This window comes from Burkholderia seminalis DSM 23518, from assembly GCF_902832885.1.
Classification (GTDB): domain Bacteria; phylum Pseudomonadota; class Gammaproteobacteria; order Burkholderiales; family Burkholderiaceae; genus Burkholderia; species Burkholderia seminalis.
Genome location: NZ_CADFDK010000002.1, coordinates 721,263 through 739,538, shown reverse-complemented (window position 1 = coordinate 739,538; position 18,276 = coordinate 721,263). Strand labels below are relative to the sequence as shown.

At 68.4% G+C, this 18,276-nt stretch carries 15 protein-coding genes, 1 pseudogene and 1 riboswitch; of the genes and pseudogenes, 8 read left to right on the top strand and 8 right to left on the bottom strand.

The window, feature by feature from the left end; all coding sequences use genetic code 11:
- Positions 1 to 86: 86 nt before the first annotated feature.
- The 4 genes from HWX00_RS09855 (at position 87) to HWX00_RS09840 (ending at position 4,544) form a co-directional block, all read left to right on the top strand.
- On the top strand, positions 87 to 1,934 hold the full coding sequence (locus HWX00_RS09855; RefSeq protein ID WP_175028373.1) for an ExeM/NucH family extracellular endonuclease: 1,848 nt from the start codon (positions 87 to 89) through the stop codon (positions 1,932 to 1,934).
- 285 nt (positions 1,935 to 2,219) lie between these two features.
- Complete coding sequence (locus HWX00_RS09850) at positions 2,220 to 2,606, top strand: ElaB/YgaM/YqjD family protein (protein ID WP_034185686.1); 387 nt, start codon at positions 2,220 to 2,222, stop codon at positions 2,604 to 2,606.
- A 64-nt stretch (positions 2,607 to 2,670) separates the two neighbouring features.
- Positions 2,671 to 3,255 (top strand): BPSL1445 family SYLF domain-containing lipoprotein, encoded by a 585-nt coding sequence (locus HWX00_RS09845; protein ID WP_034185685.1) that lies wholly within the window; start codon positions 2,671 to 2,673, stop codon positions 3,253 to 3,255.
- A gap of 236 nt (positions 3,256 to 3,491) precedes the next feature.
- Positions 3,492 to 4,544 carry an AI-2E family transporter gene (locus HWX00_RS09840; protein ID WP_034185684.1) on the top strand — a complete coding sequence of 351 codons (1,053 nt, stop codon included), beginning with the start codon at positions 3,492 to 3,494 and terminating at the stop codon, positions 4,542 to 4,544.
- Between the two features lie 9 nt (positions 4,545 to 4,553).
- Here the strand turns inward: HWX00_RS09840 and HWX00_RS09835 are convergent, their stop codons facing one another.
- From HWX00_RS09835 to HWX00_RS09810, 6 genes are all read right to left on the bottom strand, one after another.
- Complete coding sequence (locus tag HWX00_RS09835; RefSeq protein WP_034185683.1) at positions 4,554 to 5,072, bottom strand: hypothetical protein; 519 nt, start codon at positions 5,070 to 5,072, stop codon at positions 4,554 to 4,556.
- Positions 5,073 to 5,267: 195 nt separating this feature from the next.
- Positions 5,268 to 6,284: an NADP-dependent oxidoreductase gene (locus HWX00_RS09830; protein WP_034185682.1), complete on the bottom strand. Its 1,017-nt coding sequence runs from the start codon at positions 6,282 to 6,284 to the stop codon at positions 5,268 to 5,270.
- 37 nt (positions 6,285 to 6,321) lie between these two features.
- Entirely contained in the window at positions 6,322 to 7,110 is a 789-nt protein-coding gene (locus tag HWX00_RS09825) for an SDR family oxidoreductase (protein ID WP_034185681.1), read from the bottom strand.
- A 435-nt stretch (positions 7,111 to 7,545) separates the two neighbouring features.
- Positions 7,546 to 8,136: a phosphatase PAP2 family protein gene (locus HWX00_RS09820; RefSeq protein WP_049028189.1), complete on the bottom strand. Its 591-nt coding sequence runs from the start codon at positions 8,134 to 8,136 to the stop codon at positions 7,546 to 7,548.
- An 81-nt stretch (positions 8,137 to 8,217) separates the two neighbouring features.
- Entirely contained in the window at positions 8,218 to 9,534 is a 1,317-nt protein-coding gene (locus HWX00_RS09815; RefSeq protein WP_049028188.1) for an Nramp family divalent metal transporter, read from the bottom strand.
- Positions 9,483 to 10,547: a helix-turn-helix domain-containing protein gene (locus tag HWX00_RS09810; RefSeq protein ID WP_175028372.1), complete on the bottom strand. Its 1,065-nt coding sequence runs from the start codon at positions 10,545 to 10,547 to the stop codon at positions 9,483 to 9,485. The genes HWX00_RS09815 and HWX00_RS09810 overlap by 52 nt, the downstream gene beginning before the upstream one ends.
- Before the next feature lie 460 nt (positions 10,548 to 11,007).
- Here HWX00_RS09810 and HWX00_RS09805 point away from each other — a divergent pair, with 460 nt between their 5' ends.
- Positions 11,008 to 11,931: a LysR family transcriptional regulator gene (locus tag HWX00_RS09805; protein ID WP_034185677.1), complete on the top strand. Its 924-nt coding sequence runs from the start codon at positions 11,008 to 11,010 to the stop codon at positions 11,929 to 11,931.
- 81 nt (positions 11,932 to 12,012) lie between these two features.
- Positions 12,013 to 12,414: an OsmC family protein gene (locus tag HWX00_RS09800; protein WP_175028371.1), complete on the top strand. Its 402-nt coding sequence runs from the start codon at positions 12,013 to 12,015 to the stop codon at positions 12,412 to 12,414.
- Between the two features lie 104 nt (positions 12,415 to 12,518).
- On the opposite strand, the gene HWX00_RS09795 is transcribed toward HWX00_RS09800, so the two are convergent.
- Entirely contained in the window at positions 12,519 to 13,400 is an 882-nt protein-coding gene (locus HWX00_RS09795; RefSeq protein ID WP_049028163.1) for a Dyp-type peroxidase, read from the bottom strand.
- 489 nt (positions 13,401 to 13,889) lie between these two features.
- On the opposite strand from HWX00_RS09795, the pseudogene HWX00_RS09790 reads away from it, so the two are divergent.
- Both HWX00_RS09790 and HWX00_RS09785 read left to right on the top strand, forming a co-directional pair.
- Positions 13,890 to 15,751, top strand: a pseudogene (locus tag HWX00_RS09790) (ABC transporter ATP-binding protein).
- A gap of 214 nt (positions 15,752 to 15,965) precedes the next feature.
- Positions 15,966 to 16,679, top strand: a complete 714-nt coding sequence (locus HWX00_RS09785) for a riboflavin synthase (RefSeq protein ID WP_034185673.1) — start codon at positions 15,966 to 15,968, stop codon at positions 16,677 to 16,679.
- Positions 16,680 to 16,804: 125 nt separating this feature from the next.
- Here the strand turns inward: HWX00_RS09785 and HWX00_RS09780 are convergent, their stop codons facing one another.
- Positions 16,805 to 18,046 (bottom strand): voltage-gated chloride channel family protein, encoded by a 1,242-nt coding sequence (locus HWX00_RS09780; RefSeq protein WP_175028370.1) that lies wholly within the window; start codon positions 18,044 to 18,046, stop codon positions 16,805 to 16,807.
- Between the two features lie 79 nt (positions 18,047 to 18,125).
- Positions 18,126 to 18,229: riboswitch (Fluoride riboswitch) on the bottom strand.
- Positions 18,230 to 18,276: the final 47 nt, after the last annotated feature.

The following is an 18,276-nucleotide window of genomic DNA, read 5'->3' as shown; positions in this document are numbered from 1 at the left end:
CCTGACGGCCAATTCGGCCGCTTCCTGACATTTTGCCTTCAGGATGCAGGCCCGAACTGTCGGATTTTCTTCCCGAGGACCGCCCCATGTCACGCCTGCCGCCGCTGCTTGCCGTTGCGCTGTTGCCCGCCCTCTTCGTCCGCCCGGCCGGGGCCGCGCTGCCGGTCAGCGCCGGCTGCGGCGGCGCGACCTCGGCGATTGCCGACCTGCGCCGCGCCGGCGGCCCGTCGCCGGCGGCAGGGCACACGACGTCGATCGAGGCCGTCGTCACGGCGGCGTTCGGCGGGGCCGACGGCCTCGGCGGCTTCTTCGTCCAGCAGGCCGACGCGCGGCGCAAGCGCACGCCGGGCGTCCCGGAAGGCCTGTTCGTATACGCGCCGAACGCACGCGCGAACGCCGGCGATCTCGTGCATCTCACCGGCCGGGTCGACGATCGATACGGCCGCACGCAATTCACGCTGACGGGCGGCATCGCCGTCTGCGCACGCGGGCAGACGGTCACGCCCGCCACGCTCACGCTGCCGGTCGCCACGCCGGACGTGCTGGCCGCGCACGAAAGCATGCTGGTGCGCCTGCCGCAAACGCTGACCGTCAGCGACACGCACGAACTCGGCCGCTACGGCAGCGTCGTGCTCAGCAACGGCCGGCTGCGCATCCCGACCCAGGTCGCGCCGCCCGCCGAGGCCGCGGCGCGCGCGGCGGCCAACGCGCGCAACCGCATCGTGCTCGACGACGGCTCGAACCGCCTCGATCGCACGGCAGTCCGCTATCCGCCACCCGCACTGAGCGCCGCCAACACGCTGCGCGCGGGCTACACGGTGCGCGGCGTCGAAGGCGTGCTCGAGCTGCGCTACGGCGCGTGGCGCCTGCAACCGGCCGCCGGCGCACCACCGGTGTTCGACGCCGCGACGAATCCGCGTACCGATGCGCCACGCCGGCATCCCGACGCCGACGTGCGCATCGTGTCGTTCAACGTTTTCAACTATTTCAACGGCGACGGCCACGGCGGCGGATTCGGCGCAGCGGCCGATCGCGGCGCAAAATCACCCGCGGCATTCGCGCGGCAGGAAGCAAAGATCGTCGCGGCGTTGCGCGCGCTGGACGCCGACGTGATCGGGCTGATGGAAATCGCGAACAACGGCCACGGCGACACGAGCGCCGTGCGGCGTCTCGCCACGCAACTCGGCGACGGCTGGCGCGCGGTCGATCCCGGTACCGCGCGGCTCGGCGACGATGCGATCGCGGTGGCGCTGCTGTACGACAGCCGCGCGGTCGAACCGGTCGGGCGCGCCGCCACCGTCACGCTGGGCGGCCGGCACCGGCCGCCGCTCGCGCAGACATTCCGGCGCGTCGGCGGCACACGTGCGTTCACGGTCGCGGTCAATCACCTGAAGTCGAAGAACTGCCCGAACGCGAGCGGCGCAAATCGCGACCAGTCGGACGGCCAGGGCTGCTGGAATGCGGCCCGCACGCGGGCAGCCGTGCGCGTCGCCGACTGGCTCGCCACGTCGCCGACGGGCGCCGCGGCCGACGGCGTGCTGCTGATCGGCGACCTGAACAGCTATGCGAAGGAAGACCCCGTTCGTGCGCTCGAAGCGCGCGGCTATACGAACCTGGTGGCACGCTTCGTCGGTGATACTGCGTACAGCTACGTATTCGGCGGCGAAGCAGGCAGCCTCGATCACGCGCTCGCGACGCCGGGCCTGGCCGCGCGCGTCAGGGCCGTGCACGTCTGGCACATCAACGCCGATGAACCGTTTGCCCTGCAACCGGTGCCCGATTACAAAACGGCCGCGCATCGGTCGTCCTATTACGCACCCGACGCGTATCGGTCATCGGACCACGATCCCGTCGTCGTCGACCTCGCACTGGGCAACGGCCCGCGAATGCCGGGCGCAGGCACAAACCCTGCTCGCCCGTACGGCGTCGATTAGTGCATTTGCATCAGCCCATCGCGTGCAATGGCACTATTTACCTGGTACCCCGGGCGACGCCATATTTACCGCACATTCACTTCGTATCGCTTTGAGCTGCACGCGTTTCGCCCAATTGAGAATTTTTTTCAATCTTCGCGCGGCCCCGCGTGGCGGGGCTTCCCGGCAATTCCGCCGACGAATTGAAAAATTGTCTCGAAACTCAATCGGGTCAAGTGAATCACATTGGTTGCTGGGATTCGTCTTATCTTCAAATTGGCCTTGAATCGAAGGAGGATAAACATCATGGCGCTCACCGACTCGATCGAACACAAGCTGGACCGCGGCCTCTCCGACATCCGTCGCACCGGCCGGCGCGTGGGACGTACGACACGCTCGGCCGCCCGCGACCTGCACGCGGATGTGACCGACGATCTGCGCGGGCTGGTCGACGAACTGGAAGACCTGTTGAAAAACGATGGCGACGGCGATATCGCCGCCCTGCGCAAGCGCGTGCAATCCAAGCTCGACGAAGCACGCGGCGCGCTCGACTACGCGTCGGGCAGCGCGGCCGCCCGGCTGCGCGAGTCGGCGGAACGCGTGTCGCAGGTCGTGCACGACAACCCGTGGCAAACCGCCGGCGTCGTGGCCGGTCTCGCATTCGTTGCGGGCCTGCTGCTGTCCCGCCGTTGACCGCGGCCAGCCGCCCCGCTGCCCGCACCGCCCATCTTCAATCAGACAACGAAGGAGAACCGCCATGCAGAAGTCTCTCGCCATGAAGGCCGCCGCCGCCGTGATGCTCGGCAGCCTCGCGCTCGCCGGCTGCACGACCACGCCCGACAAACCCGACAGCCCCGCCGCCAGCGCATCGAAGCGCCAGTCGATCGACGCCAGCGTGAACGCCACGCTGTCGCGCCTCTATTCGACGGTGCCGGGTTCGCGTGAGCTCGTCGCGAAATCGCGCGGCACGCTCGTGTTCCCGAACGTGCTGCAGGCCGGTTTCATCGTCGGCGGCCAGTCCGGCAACGGCGCGCTGCGCGTCGGCGGCAGCACCGTCGGCTACTACAACACGTCGTCGCTGTCGGTCGGCCTGCAGGCCGGCGCGCAGTCGAAGGCGATCGTGTTCCTGTTCATGACGCAGGATGCGCTCGACTCGTTCCGCAAGTCCGAAGGCTGGTCGGCCGGCGCCGACGCGTCGGTCGCGGTCGTGAAGGTCGGCGCGAACGGCGCGGTCGACTCCAACACGGCCACCGCACCGGTCGAGGTGCTGGTCCTGACCAACGCGGGCCTGATGGGCGACCTGTCGGTGAACGGCACCAAGGTGACGAAGCTCAACATCTGACGATGCGGCACGCGGCCTCGGGCCGCGCCCGCTTCCCGGCAGCGCCGCGGCCCCGGCCGCGGCGTTTTCGCATGGGTCACACGCAGCCGCTATGATCGCGGGGCCTTTGCGGGCATACTCCCGTTCGGGCCGCCCCGCGCCGCGCTCCGCCGCGAACCCGTGACGTTCGCGAGCCGATCGCGCGCCGGGCCACGCAATTCAATCAAACGAAGCAACAATCTGCGCGAACGCCACCCATGGATAGCGGACACGATCACCAAAAATTCTTCTATTTCCTGCTGGCCGCGGTCACCGTCGGACTCTGCTGGATCCTCGCGCCGTTCTCCGGCGCCGTGTTCTGGGGCACCATTCTCGCGATCCTGTTCCAGCCCGTGCAGCGCTGGCTCGCCGCGCGCTTCGGCAAGCGGCGCAACCTGGCCGCGCTCCTCACGTTGTCGCTGATCATCCTGATCGTGATCCTGCCGCTCGTGTTCGTCGCCGCGACGCTCGTGCAGGAAATCGCGTATGTCTACCAGGAAATCAAGTCGGCGCCGCCGAATTATTCGCAGTACTTCCAGGACATCATTCACGCGCTGCCGTCGTCGATCCAGCACCTGCTGCAGAAATACGGGTTGACCAACATCCCGGGCATCCAGAAGAAGCTGACCGACGGCGCCGCGCAGATCAGCCAGTTCGCGGCCACCCAGGCGCTCAGCATCGGCCAGAACACGTTCCAGTTCATCGTGAGCTTCGGCGTGATGCTGTACATGGTGTTCTTCCTGCTGCGCGACGGCGGCGAGATCGGCCGCCGCGTGCGCCGCGCGCTGCCGCTCGACGACGAGCACAAGAACCTGCTGCTCGCGAAATTCACGACGGTCGTGCGCGCCACCGTGAAGGGCAACATCGCGGTTGCGCTCGTGCAGGGCGCGCTCGGCGGCCTGATCTTCTGGATCCTCGGCATCGAGGGCGTCGTGCTGTGGGGCGCGCTGATGGCGTTCCTGTCGCTGCTGCCCGCGATCGGCGCGGGCCTCGTATGGGTGCCGGCGGCGCTCTACTTCCTGATGATCGGCGCGGTCTGGAAATGCGTGATCCTCGTCGCGTTCTGCGTCGGCGTGATCGGCCTCGTCGACAACCTGCTGCGCCCGATCCTCGTCGGCAAGGACACGAAGATGCCCGACTGGGTCGTGCTGATCTCGACGCTCGGCGGGATGGCGCTGTTCGGCATCAACGGCTTCGTGATCGGGCCGCTCGTGGCGGCGCTGTTCATGGCGAGCTGGGACATCTATGCACGCTCGGAACAGGGCGAGTGACGCGCGCCGTCAAGGATGACGGATGTTGATGACGACGGGCGCCACGGCGCCCGTTTCGTCATCCGCCGCAACCGTCATCACACCGCCGTACGGGCCGACGCGATACGCGCGCCCCGATACCAGCGGCACGCTTCGATCGTCGCGCGCATCGCGCCACGTGGCGCGTACCCCCGAACCGGCATCCGGCTCGAACGGCGTGCCATCGGCCGCGGCCAGCGTCACCTGCGCGCCCGGCAAGCGCCGGCCGTGCGCTTCGAACCGCAGTGTCGCCACCGCGCTGCCGGTCATCTCCCGCCCTTCGACGAACGCGCCGGACGGCGCATCGAGCGTCACGTCGTAGAGATCGACGAGTGCGCCCGTGAAATGCACGACGCCGTCCGACGTCGCCTGCCCGTTTGCCATCGCACTCGACATGGCCAGCGCGACACCGAGCCCGACAGCGATCCGCTGCACGCCACCCGTACGCGACGCCGTTCGATTGCGCACCGCGCCCGATGCCGATGCCCCCCGTTTCGCGTCGTTTCGCATGTTCCCTCTCCCCTTTCGCGTGACCCAAAAAAAGGCGGCGTGACGCGTCGGTCACGCCGCCTGTCTGCTGGCAATCACTTTAGGGAGAGCGGCCGGGACAATATATGGGACTAGTCCTAAAATGCGGCCCGGTTAATCGAACTCACTGTAGTCGGCACCGGTCGCCGGCAACCGGCGACCCGCCTCTCCGCCTCGTCACGCATCCGGATCGACGCGCAGCACGAGCTTGCCGCGATGGTCGCCGTCGAACAGGCGATTGAGCACGTCGGGCGCATTCTCGAGACCATCCGCCACGGTTTCCTCGGCCTTGAGCCGGCCGTCGCGCAGCCAGCCGGCAAGCGTCTGCACGGCTTCGCGGCTCTTGCGGTAGTCCAGGATCAGGAAGCCGCGCATCGTCAACCGCTTCGAGATCAGCACGCCGACGTCGTCGGCCGCGCGGCCGCTGTTGTAGTTCGAGATCACGCCGCACAGCGCGACGCGCCCGCCGATCACCATTCGCGACAGCACCGCGCGCATCACCTCGCCGCCGACGTTCTCGAAGTTCACGTGCACGCCGTCCGGCGTCGCCGCCTTCAGTTGCTGACGGAAATCGTCGGCCTTGTAGTCGACGGCCGCGTCGAAGCCGAGCGTCTCGGTCAGATAGCGGCACTTGTCCGCGCCGCCCGCGATGCCGACCACGCGCGCGCCGTGGATCTTGCCGATCTGCCCGGCGATCGAGCCGACCGATCCGGCCGCCGCCGACACGACGAGCGTCTCGCCCGGCTGCACCGGCGCGATGTCGGTCAGCCCGTAGTACGCGGTCAGCCCGCTCATCCCGCACGCGCCGAGCAGCGTCGGCAGCGGCAGGCCCGACTGCGCGGGCAGCTTCACGAGCTGCGCGGCCTGGTCGGCCGGCACGACCGCGTAGTCCTGCCAGCCGACGAGCCCCTGCACGAGATCGCCGGGCGCGAACCCCGCATGACGCGACGCGACCACGCGCCCGATGCCGAGCGCGCGCATCACCTCGCCGATCGCGACGGGCGGCAGGTACTGCGGCACGTCGCTCATCCACACGCGGTTGGTCGGGTCCATCGACAGGTACAGCACGCGCACGAGCACCTCGCCGTCCGCGAGCGCCGGCACCGGCGTCTCGACGAGCGAAAAATGTTCGCGGCCGACGCGCCCCTCGGGGCGCGTCTTCAGCAGCAGTTGGCGGTTCACGGGTGTCGACACGATGTTCTCCTCCAGTCGTTGTGGTTCGGGATGCGCGTCAGACCGCGCACATGCCGCCGTCGATCACGAGTTCGGCGGCCGTCACGAAGCGGCTCTCGTCGGAGGCGAGATACACCGCCGCGTGCGCGACGTCGTCCGGCTCGCCGAGCCGGCGCAGCGGAATGCCGCGCGCGAGCTTGCGCGTCGCGTCGCGTTCGCCGAGCGACTGGAACAGCGGCTCGACGATCCCCGTGCGGATGAACGCCGGGTGAATGGAATTGCAGCGCACGTCGATTTCGCGGCGCGCGCAGTCGATCGCGACCGACTTCGTCAGCGACGCGACCGCCGCCTTCGACGCGTTGTACGCGGTGAAATCCGGTTCGACCTTGAACGCGGCGACCGACGAGATGTTGATGATCGACGCGGGATGGCTCTCGGCCAGATACGACAGCGCATGCTTGCAGCCGAGCACGATGCTCTCGACGTTGATCGCCATCACGCGCCGCCATTCGTCCAGCTCGATCTGCGCGGGCGAACCGATCGAGCCGACGCCCGCGTTGTTGACGAGCACCGACAACCCGCCCATCGCATCGACCGCCTGCGCCAGCAGCGCCTGCCAGCGCGCTTCGTCGCGCACGTCCTGCGTCGCGGCGAACGCGACCGGCGTGGCGTGGCCCGCATTGAGTTCCTGCGCGAACGCATCGAGCACCGCCGCCTCGGCGATGTCGGTCACGAACACGCGCGCGCCCTGCTCGACCATCCGGCGCGCGATCGCGCGGCCGAGGCCGCCAGCGGCGCCGGTAATGTATGCGCACTTGCCTGCGAGGCGCGATGAAACGGCTGTCATGTGACGGGCTCCTGTCGTGGTTCGTCGTCGCGGAACGCTGCCGCGACGGGTTTTTCCGTGCCTATCCCGGCCGACACGGGCCGGTCGACCGTGCGCGGTCGTGACGACGCACCGCACGGTTTCCGCGAGTATATCGAGATGATCGTGACGCGCACCGGTCAGTCCGGCGGCCGGCCCCGGTTGAACGTCAGCCAGCGTACGCGAATGCCGCCAATCGATGAAATGAATATTCGTTATACCCGGTCATAGGCACCGTTCATGACCTTCGCGCCCCTGCGCGAACGCGCGAGCCGATACGGACGATCCGGCGGGCCGGCCGATGCGCCGATTCGGGGAATGGCAAGGGTGACGTTCCGCGACGCGGGACGCGCAATGGCGCTCGGGACAATCGATCGGGGAACCGCCGGACGAACGCCGGCGGGAAACGGCCAGCCGTCAGAATCCGTCGCCCGACGGCGCGCGCACGAACGCGCAGAGCTGCGGCGAATGCATGTCGATCATCTGCTGGAACGGCGCGCGATGCCCGTACGCGATGCCCGACACGAGCAGCAGGCAAACCGCCGCGATGCGCGGCGAGAACGCGCGCTGCCGCGCGCCGTCGTAGCCGCGCAGGAACACCAGCGCGACCAGCGCGCCGAGCAGCCAGCCGACGACGACTTCAGGCAGCGTGTGCGAGTGGTCGAACACACGCGCGACGGCCGTGATCGCGCCGACGGCCAGCCCGGCCGCGATGCCGGGCGCCTTGCCGGGCCGGAACGCCTGCCACAGCATCGACAACGCGACCGTCCACACGGACGTCGACAGCATCGTATGGCCGCTGATCACGCGGAAATCGAATTGCGGCAGCTCGATGCCGCACCCGGCATACAGGATCTTCGTCGCGCCGACGACGCCCATGCCGGCGGCGAGCAGCATGCCCCAGCGGGCGGCGAGGCGCCAGTCGGCCATCGCCAGCCAGGCCGCGCAGGTCAGCGCGATCGGCAAGGTCAGCGCGGCGTCGCCGATGTTGCTGATTTCACTCCACATAACGGACTTCGGACAACGATGGAAAGGCCGCAGTTTACCGCATGCGCGCCGCGCGGCTGTGTCAGCCTGTGACAGGCTGTATCAGCCCGCGACACCGGTAATCAACAACAGGTTCGTGCCGGTGATGACGACGAACAGCGCCCACGCGGCGACCTGCATCCCGCGGCCGATCGTGTGCTCGCCCATCGTGTCGCGGTCGCTGACCGAGCGGATCAGCGGCCACATCGCGAACGGCAGCTGCAGGCTCAGCAGCACCTGGCTCCACACGAGCAGTTGCCCGACCGACCCGTCGCCGAGCCACAGCACGCCGATCAGCGCCGGCACGAGCGCGAGCCCGCGCGTGATCAGCCGGCGCTGGTAGCACGGGATCTTCGTATGCAGGAAGCCGTCCATGATCACCTGGCCGGCGATCGTGCCGGTCAGCGTCGAGCTTTGCCCCGACGCGAGCAGCGCGATGCCGAACAGCAGCGCGGCCGCGCCGCCTGCGATCGGCGTAATCAGCTTGTAGGCCTGCTCGATGTCGGTCACGTTGTGCAGGCCGGTCGCGTGGAACGCCGCACCGGCGACGATCAGGATCGCCGCATTGACGAGCATCGCGACGAACAGCGACACGCAGGTATCGATGCGCACGAGCGCGAGCGTGTCGCGGATCATGCCGCGCGCGCCGCCGACGACATGCCGCGTCTGCACGACCGACGAATGCAGGTACAGGTTGTGCGGCATGATCGTCGCGCCGACGATGCCGAGCGCGAGCACGATCGCGTCCTTGCGGTCATGGCCCGGATCGCCCGGCACGAGCCCGCCGACCACCGCATGCCAGTCGGGCGGCGTGATCGCGACCTGCGCGACGAAGCAGAACGCCATCGTCGCGATCAGCCCGAGCACGATCGCCTCGATCTGCCGGAAGCCCTTGCCCTGCAGGCCGAGCACGATCACCGTGTCGAGCGCGGTCAGCACGACGCCCCACGCGAGCGGCACGCCGAGCAGCAGCTTGAACGCCAGCGCGCAGCCGAGCACTTCCGCGATGTCGCACGCGATGATCGATATTTCGGCGGTGATCCACTGCACGATGCGGCCGAACCGGCCGTAGCGTTCGTAGCTGGCCTGCGCGAGATCCTTGCCCGCGACGAGGCCGAGCCGCGCCGCGAGCATCTGCAGGAAGATCGCCGCGAGGCTCGAGAACGCGACGACCCACAGCAGCGAATAGCCGAACTGCGAGCCGGCCTGGATGTCGGTCGCCCAGTTGCCGGGATCCATGTAGCCGATCGCGACGAGCAGGCCGGGGCCGAAAAAGCGCTTGAGCTTCTGCCAGCGCGGCGCGCCGGCGTCGATCGTGATGCTGCCCTTTACTTCCGACGGGCAGAAAGGGGCGGTGGCGGTAGTGGGGAGGAAGGGCATGGAAACCGGGAATCGAGATCGCGACAGGGCGATTTTACGGGTATCCGTCCCGTTTTCTCGTGCGCGTCGATACACGCGTCCCAACTCGCCCCGTCGCCGGCGCGGTACGCGGCGCCGGAACCCTCGTCCGCCTCGGTCGACATGGTGCCGCGATTCAGCAGCCGGTCCCGCTCGGCGACGCGAAATTCGGTCGGCGAGATCAGCAGGCGCTGCCGAAACAGCTTCGCGAGCCGCTCGCCGCTGCCGAACCCGGTGCGCCGCGCGACCTTGTCGGCCGGCAGCGTCGTGTGGATCAGCATGTGGCACGCACGCTCGAGCCGCACGTGCTGAACGAACTCGGTCGGCGTCACGCCGATCTCCTTCTTGAAGCGCCGCAGGAAATTGCGCTCGCTCATCGCGGCGACCCGCGCGGCGTTCGCGATCGACACGCGGTTCACGCTCTGCGCGCGCAGCCGCTGCGCCGACATCCGGATCGGCGGGCTCGCGCTCAGTTCGCGAAACGCCCACATCGACTGCGCGTAGCGCTGCTCGACCGGCCGCATCATGTTGCTGGCGATCTCCTGCGCGGCGCTGTCGCCGAGGTCGACGCGGAACATGTCGAGCGCGGCGGCGAACACGTCGGTCTCGCCGGCCTGCAACTCGACCGTCGTCGCGCCACGACGCGCGCCCCGGCCCGGCCGCACGTCGATCGACGCCGACGGCCGCCGCGTGGCCGCGAGCGCGGGCAGGTCCATCGCATCGACGATCCAGCGCGCATGCCGTCGAATGTCGGTCAGGCGCCGCTGCAACGCGTCGTTCCAGTTGACGGCCGCGCGCTCGCCGTGAAGATGAAAGAACGCGAGTGCGCGACGGCCATGCTCGTCACCGAGCGGCTCGGCCGCGATTCTCACGCCGGACGACGACTGCAACAGTCCCCCGCTTTCGGATACGTACTTCAGTTGGTAATCCGCACTGTACGCATGCAGGCGATTCGCCAGGTTGAAGGCCTCGCCAAGACGCGCGGCCTGGGCCAACGAAAACCCCGTACTCAAATAGATAACGACCCACCGCTGATCTGCTGCATTCACTGGCCAAGCCCCCGACTTGTTCGACTTCTTCTAATACCGTCGAACTGTCAGGCTTATATTTGGTTTGAATGCGTGCGACAGGACGGCTATCCCGAAATATGAAGCGACGGCATCTTAGCCGAACGGGTAGCGCCTTTGGCACGAAATGGCCGACGTGGACAGCATGATGGCGGATTACTACAGGCTCTCACGTATTGCCGGTATGCCCATGCAGAATCACGCAAGCGAGGCACGCATCGTGGCGTGCCGCACCGCGGGCGAAGCCGCACGCGCGTACCGGTCCGAACGGCATCGATACGCATCGAACGTGTTCGATCGGCACGCACGTCACGCACCACACGCGGCGCATCCGTTGCCTGCGCATCCCTTAGAATCGATCCACCGTTCACCACCCCCACCGCGCGCCGTGCCTGCCGATCATCGCCTCGACCTGAACCTGTTTCGCGTGCTCGACGCCGTGTACGTATACGGCGGCATCGGCGCGGCCGCCCGCGCGCTGCATCTCACGCAGCCGGCCGTCACGCACGCGCTCAACCGGCTGCGCGCGCATTTCGACGATCCGCTGTTCGTGCGCCAGGGCAATCGCGTCGTGCCGACCGAACGCACGCGCGCGATCATCGCGGACGTGCAGCTGCATCTGAAGGGCCTGCAACGCACCGTGCGCGATCCGTCGGCCTTCGATCCCGCGACGCTCGACCTGAGCATCGCCGTCGGCATTCGAGACGTGCTGGAATCCATTGCGTTGCCGCGGATCGTCGCGGCATTCGCCGACGAAGCGCCGGGCCTGCGACTCGTGAGCCGCCGTGTCGCGGTGGCCGACATCGAGCGCGAACTCGCGTCGGGCAATACCGACCTCGTCGTCGATCGTCGCGTGCAGACGGGTCCGCGCATCGCCACCGAACACCTGCTCGACGATTCGCTCGTCGTCGCGCTGCGCCGCGATCATCCGCTGGCGGGCGACCCGCTGCGGCGCAGCGACTATTTCGCGGCCCGACATATCGCGGTGTCGTCGCTCGGCGAACCGCAATCGCTCGACGTGCTGCTCGGCAACGACGGGCGCTTCCGCGATATCCGCCTCACCTGCCAGCACTATTTCGCCGCGTGCCAGATCGCCGCGACGGGCGACCTGCTGGTCACGCTGCCGCATACGTATGCGCTGCGGATGGCCGCACTGCTGCCGATCGTCGTGCGGCCGCTGCCGTTGCGGCTCAAGCCGTTTCCGCTGCTCGCGTACTGGCATGAATCGCGCGACACCGATCGCGCGCACCAGTGGGTACGCGAACGCATCGCCGCACTCGTGCGCAGCAGCGCCGGCGCCGCCAACGCATAGCCCAGGCCGGGACGGTATGCTGACGGCTGCGCGCCGTCACGCGGCGCCCGCCTTTTACTTCCCGCTTACCGGAGACTTGCCATGTCGCTCATCCATGCCGCCGCCGTGCTCGACGCGGACGCACCCGACTACGTCGTCCGGCTGCAGGCCGGCACGCACGCGCTGACCGGCGACGAAGCGCCGCGCGAAGGGGGCCAGGATCGCGGGCCGGCGCCGTACGAGTTCGTCCTGGCCGGTCTCGCGCAATGCACGGCCGCGACGCTGCGCATGTACATGCAGCGCAAGACGTGGCCGGCCGGGCGCATCGCCGTGCGCACCGAGCTGCATGCCGATCGTGAAGGCGTGCAGTACGTGCGGCGCGTCGTGACGCTCGACGGCCCGCTCGACGACGCGCAACGCCAGCGTCTCGCGGAAATCTGCGAGAAGACGCCGGTGACGCAGTTCATCAAGCGCGGCACGCGGATCGAAACGACGTTGAACTGATGCACGCGGCGAGCGACACGCGACACGCGATCGCCGCCCGACATGCAAAACGGGCGGGCCGCGCATGATGCGCGACCCGCCCGTTCATCGATACCGCCGCGCGCTTACAGTCCGAGCGCGGACAGGTCCAGCTTGCCGCCCTTCATCGGCGGACACCAGAAATACGCGCCCGTCAGCGGCCGCGTGAAGCGGAACAGGCCGTCGACGATCCCGTCGTCCGCGCCGCTCATCCGCCGCATCTGCACGTCGAACGCGCGGAACGAGCAGCCGAACGCGACGAAGTAGAGGCCCGCGCGACGCGCGTCCGACCACGGCGAAGAACGGCGCAGCATGAACGCCTCGGGCTCGAAGCTTTCCTGCGCGGTGCGCTTCACGTGCGCGAACTCGGGTGCGTCGTCGAGCTCCTCGTTGTCCGAGCGGCGGCGCCCGACGATGTTGTCCATGTCGCCCGACGGAATGCGCTCCATCTGGTCGAAGTCGTGCAGCCATTGCTGCACCGCGACGAAGCTCGCACCGTCGAGCCCCGCCCCCTGCCCCGTGACGATCGCCGCGGCCACCGCGTCGTCGCCTTCCGGGTTCTCGGTGCCGTCCTCGTAACCGGACAGGTCGCGGTCGTTCGAATAGCGGAAACCGTCGACGGCATCCTGCAGCGCAAATGCCGGCGCGAGCGCGCGCTCGATCGCCCGCGCACGCAGCACGATCTCGCCGCGGTCGTCGGCGCGCAGCCAGACCCATACGTCGGCCGGCGTGGCCGGCAGCGTGCGATCCTTCACGGCGAACGCAGGAAAGTCGGTCAGGCCCGGCACCGGACGCCCGAGGTGAGCGGCCAGCGACTGTCCGAAACCGACGACCGTGTCGCGTCCGTCGACGATCTCGCGCAGCGCGGCCAGTGCCGCCGCCACGTTGCCGTCATTCGAAATCGTGAAAGTGAGGTACCGGGCTGCCGTGTCGATCGGAGCCAGGATGCCTTGCTGAACGTCGCTCATCGTTTCCTCAGGAGTGTATCGGGGGTGAATCTGCAAGGGTCGCACCATCGTGCGCCGTGGACGCCGAAGTGTAATCGATGCCCCTGCCGGCCCCTGCGCTGCCGCGCCGCGAGACGCCCGCGAAAGCAGGGCCGAAACCCTGAATACTAACCGTATCGACGCCGCAACGCCGCATTCGTCAGACGTTGCAGCGCGCCGTACACTGCTGATAGAATCTTTTCACGTCTTTTCGGCGTCCTTTCAACGTTCACTTCAGAGGAGGTGCAGATGTTCCGAATGCCAGCCACCTTCTCGAACGTGGTCCCACGGCGCAGCTGATCCAGCCCGCCGTCCGCGCCGGCTCCCGAGTTTTCCGCTAACCCGTCCGCCGCGCTTTTCCCGACAGCCCGTTTTTCGCTCCGCCCGCGTTTTCCGCGCGGCCCGGCTGTTGCGTTTTCGACGTTCTCCGAACCGGAAAGTCCCGTCGCGCGATGCGCCGGGCAACGATAAATGACCAGAAAAACCTCCCATCTGGGCGGCCACGCATTCCGGGCCGTCTTCGGCTTCACCCTTCGTTACTGGCGCAAGCAGCCGGCACGCACCGCCACGGTCGCGGGCCTCGCGCTGTTCGCCGCGCTCGCGGACGTCCTCACGCCGCTGTTCGCCGGCCGCCTCGTCGACGCACTGTCGACCGGCCTCACCGACCGTGCCGCCGCGTGGCATTCGGCCCTCGCCGCGTTCGGCATGCTCGCGGCGCTCGGCATCGGCGCGACGGTGCTGCGCCAGGGCGTGTACCTGAACATCATCACGCTCACGCTGAAGATGATGAGCGAGATCGCCGCCGCGTCGTTCCATCGCGTGCAGCGCTTCTCGACCGACTGGCACGCGAACAGCTTCGCGGGCTCGACCGTACGCAAGATCACGCGCGGCATCTGGGCGCTCGACCTGCTGAACGACACGGTGCTGATCGCGCTGCTGCCGTCGGTCACGATGCTGGTCGGCGCCACCGTGCTGCTCGGTACGCACTGGCCCGTGATGGGGCTCGTCGTTGGCGCGGGCTCGTTGCTGTACATCTCGGTGACGGTCGCGGTGTCGCTCGGCATCGTCGCGCCGGCCGCGCGGCTCGGCAACCTGTGGGATACGCGCATGGGCGGCGCCCTCGCCGACGCCGTCAGCTGCAACGCCGTGGTCAAGGCCTTCGGCGCGGAAACGCGCGAGGAAGCGCGGCTCGCGCGCGTGATCGGCAAGTGGCGGCAGCGCACGCGCCGCACGTGGGTGCGCGGCACGTTCAACGGCGGGCTGCAGGGCGCGATGCTCGTCGCGATGCAGGCCGCGATGATCGGCGTCGCGCTGCGGCTGTGGGCGAACGACGAGGCGAGCGTCGGCGACATCGCGTTCGCGCTGACGATGTTCTTCATGCTGCAGGGCTACCTGCGCGACGTCGGCATGCACATCCGCAACCTGCAGCGCTCGGTGAACGACATGGAAGAGCTCGTCGCGCTCGAACGCCAGCCGCTCGGCATCGACGACCGCTCCGACGCGCCGGCCATCCGGATCGGACAAGGCGAGATCCGCTTCGAGCACGTGACGTTCCGCTACGGCAACCATCCGGTGCCGCTGTACGACGACTTCTCGATGCGCATCGCTCCGGGCGAGCGCGTGGGCCTCGTCGGCCACTCGGGGTCGGGCAAGACGACGTTCATCAAGCTGATCCAGCGGCTGTACGACGTGTCGGGCGGCCGCATCACGATCGACGGCCAGGACATCGCGCGCGTGCGGCAGGATTCGCTGCGCAGCCAGATCGCGATCGTGCAGCAGGAGCCCGTGCTGTTCCACCGCACGCTCGCGGAGAACATCGCCTACGCGCGCCCCGACGCGAGCCGCGCCGACATCGAGCGCGCCGCGCGTCTCGCCAGCGCGCACGACTTCGTCGCCGCGCTGCCGGACGGCTATGACACGCTCGTCGGCGAACGCGGGATCAAGCTGTCGGGCGGCGAACGCCAGCGCGTCGCGATCGCGCGCGCGTTCCTCGCCGACGCGCCGATCCTGATCCTCGACGAAGCGACGTCGAGCCTCGACAGCGAAAGCGAGCTGCTGATCCAGCAGGCGATGGAGCGGCTGATGGTCGGCCGCACGACGCTCGTGGTCGCGCACCGGCTGTCGACGGTGCGCGCGCTCGACCGGCTGCTGGTGCTCGATCGCGGCAAGGTGATCGAGGAAGGCAACCACGACGCGCTGATCCGCATCGACGGCGGCATCTACCGCCGGCTGTTCGAGCGGCAGGCGCTGGAACTCGCGAAGGGGCTCGCCGATGCGCCGCGGCGCATGGCGAACACGCCGCCGGGCCGCTGGGGGAGCCGGCGGAAGCCTGACGCAAGCCCGCCGCGCTCCGGCCCGGCCCGGTGATGCCGGCGGGACTGCCGGGCCGGGGCGCCCCACGAGATCCGGTTCGAGGCCGTGCCGTGTGCACGGCCTTTTTCATGTCCCCGAATATCGCGGGGCCTCCCCCGGATCGCGCGCGGCGGCACCGCCTCTTGCGGGATCACTTATCATGTCGGCCAGGAAATTAGCGACGAGGGATCGACGATGTTTACAGGAATTGTCCAGGGCGTTGGCGTCATCAAGGCCACCAAGGATCACGGGGAGCTGAGAACGTTCAGCATCGAATTCCCCGAGCGGTTCACCGACGACATCGAAATCGGGGCCAGCGTCTCGGTCGACGGCGTCTGCCTGACGGTGACGACCATCCATTCGCCGACGCTGGTCGACTTCGACGTGATGCTGCCGAGCCTGAAAATCACGACGCTGGCCGATCTCGCGACCGGCTCGCGGATCAACGTCGAACGGGCCGCGAAGGACGGCGCGGAAATCGGCGGGCATCCGCTGTCGGGCCATGTCGACTTCCCGGGCACCATCCTGCACATCGCGACGTCCGAACACAACCGGATGATCCGCATCGGCGTGCCCGCCGAGTTCAAGCGTTATGTGTTCGCGAAGGGCTATATCGCGATCAACGGCTGCAGCCTCACGGTCTCGGACGTGAACCGCGACGAAGGCTGGTTCGATATCTGGCTGATTCCCGAAACGCGCCGCGCGACGACCTTCGATGCGAAAGGCGTCAACGACAAGGTCAACATCGAGATCGAGCGCAGCACGCAGGTGGTCGTCGATACGATCCGCGAAGCGGTCAAGGAAACGCTCGGCGAACTCAACGGCGTCGTCACCGCGCTGCTGGCGGAAAAAGGCATCGACATCGAGGAACTGCTCGCGCGCAACGTCGCGCGGCTGCCGAAGCAGTAAAGCCGCGTGTCCGGTGATCCGCCGGATCACCGGAACCCGGTTTTCGTCGAAGCACACCTCGATCCGGGGTTCCGGTTCGTCAAACGGCACGCTCGAACGGCTTCGACCGCTGCCGCTTGCGCGCCTCACTCCGCCCCGGCCTGTGTCCCCTTGCCCACCGCCACGCGCTGCGCGCGATAAATCCCCGCGTGCCCCGAAAACAGGTACGCGACGACACACGCGACGATCGCATACACGCCGATGTCCGCGCCGAACAGTTCGATCGCCATGATCGTCGACGCGATCGGCGTGTTGGCCGCGCCCGCGAACACCGCGACGAACCCGAGCCCCGCGAGCACCGGCACCGGCAGCGCCAGCACCTGGCCGAGCGCGTTGCCGAGCGTCGCGCCGATATAGAACAGCGGCGTCACTTCGCCGCCCTTGAATCCCGACGCGAGCGTGACGACCGTGAACGCGAACTTGCCCGCGAAATCGTAGAGCGGCAGCGGGCCGTGAAATGCCGCTTCGATCGTCGGGATGCCGAGGCCGAGGTACTGCGGCACGTTCAGCACGGTGGCCGCCACCGCGACCAGCAGGCCGCCGAGCACCGGCTGCAGCGGCGCATGGCGGACGACGCCGCGGAACCACGCGGTAAGCGCATGCGTCGCGAACGCGAACAGCCGCCCGACGACGCCGAACGCGACGCCCGCGACGATCGTCACGACCAGCCCCGTCGCCGACACGGCCGGCACGAACGGAATCGCATAGGCCGTGTGATGCACGCCCCACGCGCGGCACACGACGTCCGCGACGATCGCCGACGCGACGCAGGTCAGCAGCGCGTCGTACCGCACGCGCCCGATCGCGAGCACCTCGAGCCCGAACACGGCACCCGCGAGCGGCGTGCCGAACACCGACGCGAAACCGGCCGCGATGCCGCCCATCAGCAGCACGCGGCGATGCTCGCGATCGAGCCTGAACACGTGCGTGATGCGATCGGCCAGCGCGCCGCCCATCTGCACGGCCGTGCCCTCGCGGCCGGCCGAGCCGCCGAACAGATGCGTGACGACGGTCGCGACGAGCACGAGCGGCGCCATCCGCTTCGGCACGAGCGCCTTAGGATCGTGGATCTCGTCGATCAGCAGGTTGTTGCCGCGCGCGACCGACTGGCCGAAACGGTGATAGGTCCAGCCAGTGGCGAAACCGGCGGCCGGCAGCCCCCACAGCAGCCACGGATGCGCGACGCGCGTGCCGGTCGCCCAGTCGAGCGCGATCAGGAACAACGCGGAAGCCGTGCCCGCGAGCGCGCCGAGCAGCGCCGAGAGCGCGAGCCAGCGGCATACGTAGCGCACGGTCGCGAGAAGATCGGAAGAAGTCGTGAAAAACATGATTTCCAGATTCGACGGAACATCAAAACCTGGGCGGCAGAATACCGCATGGACGGCCTGCGACCTCCTGACGACCCAGGAACACGCAGGCATCATCAGCCGGGCAAACCGGCGGTTGAGGGCCGCCCCGCGCGCAACGCGCCGGCAACGGCCGCAGGGAGGCATGCCATCTCCGCAGGCCGCCATTGTACGCGACGCCGCGCATCGCCCGCAATGCGGCCCGCCGCGTG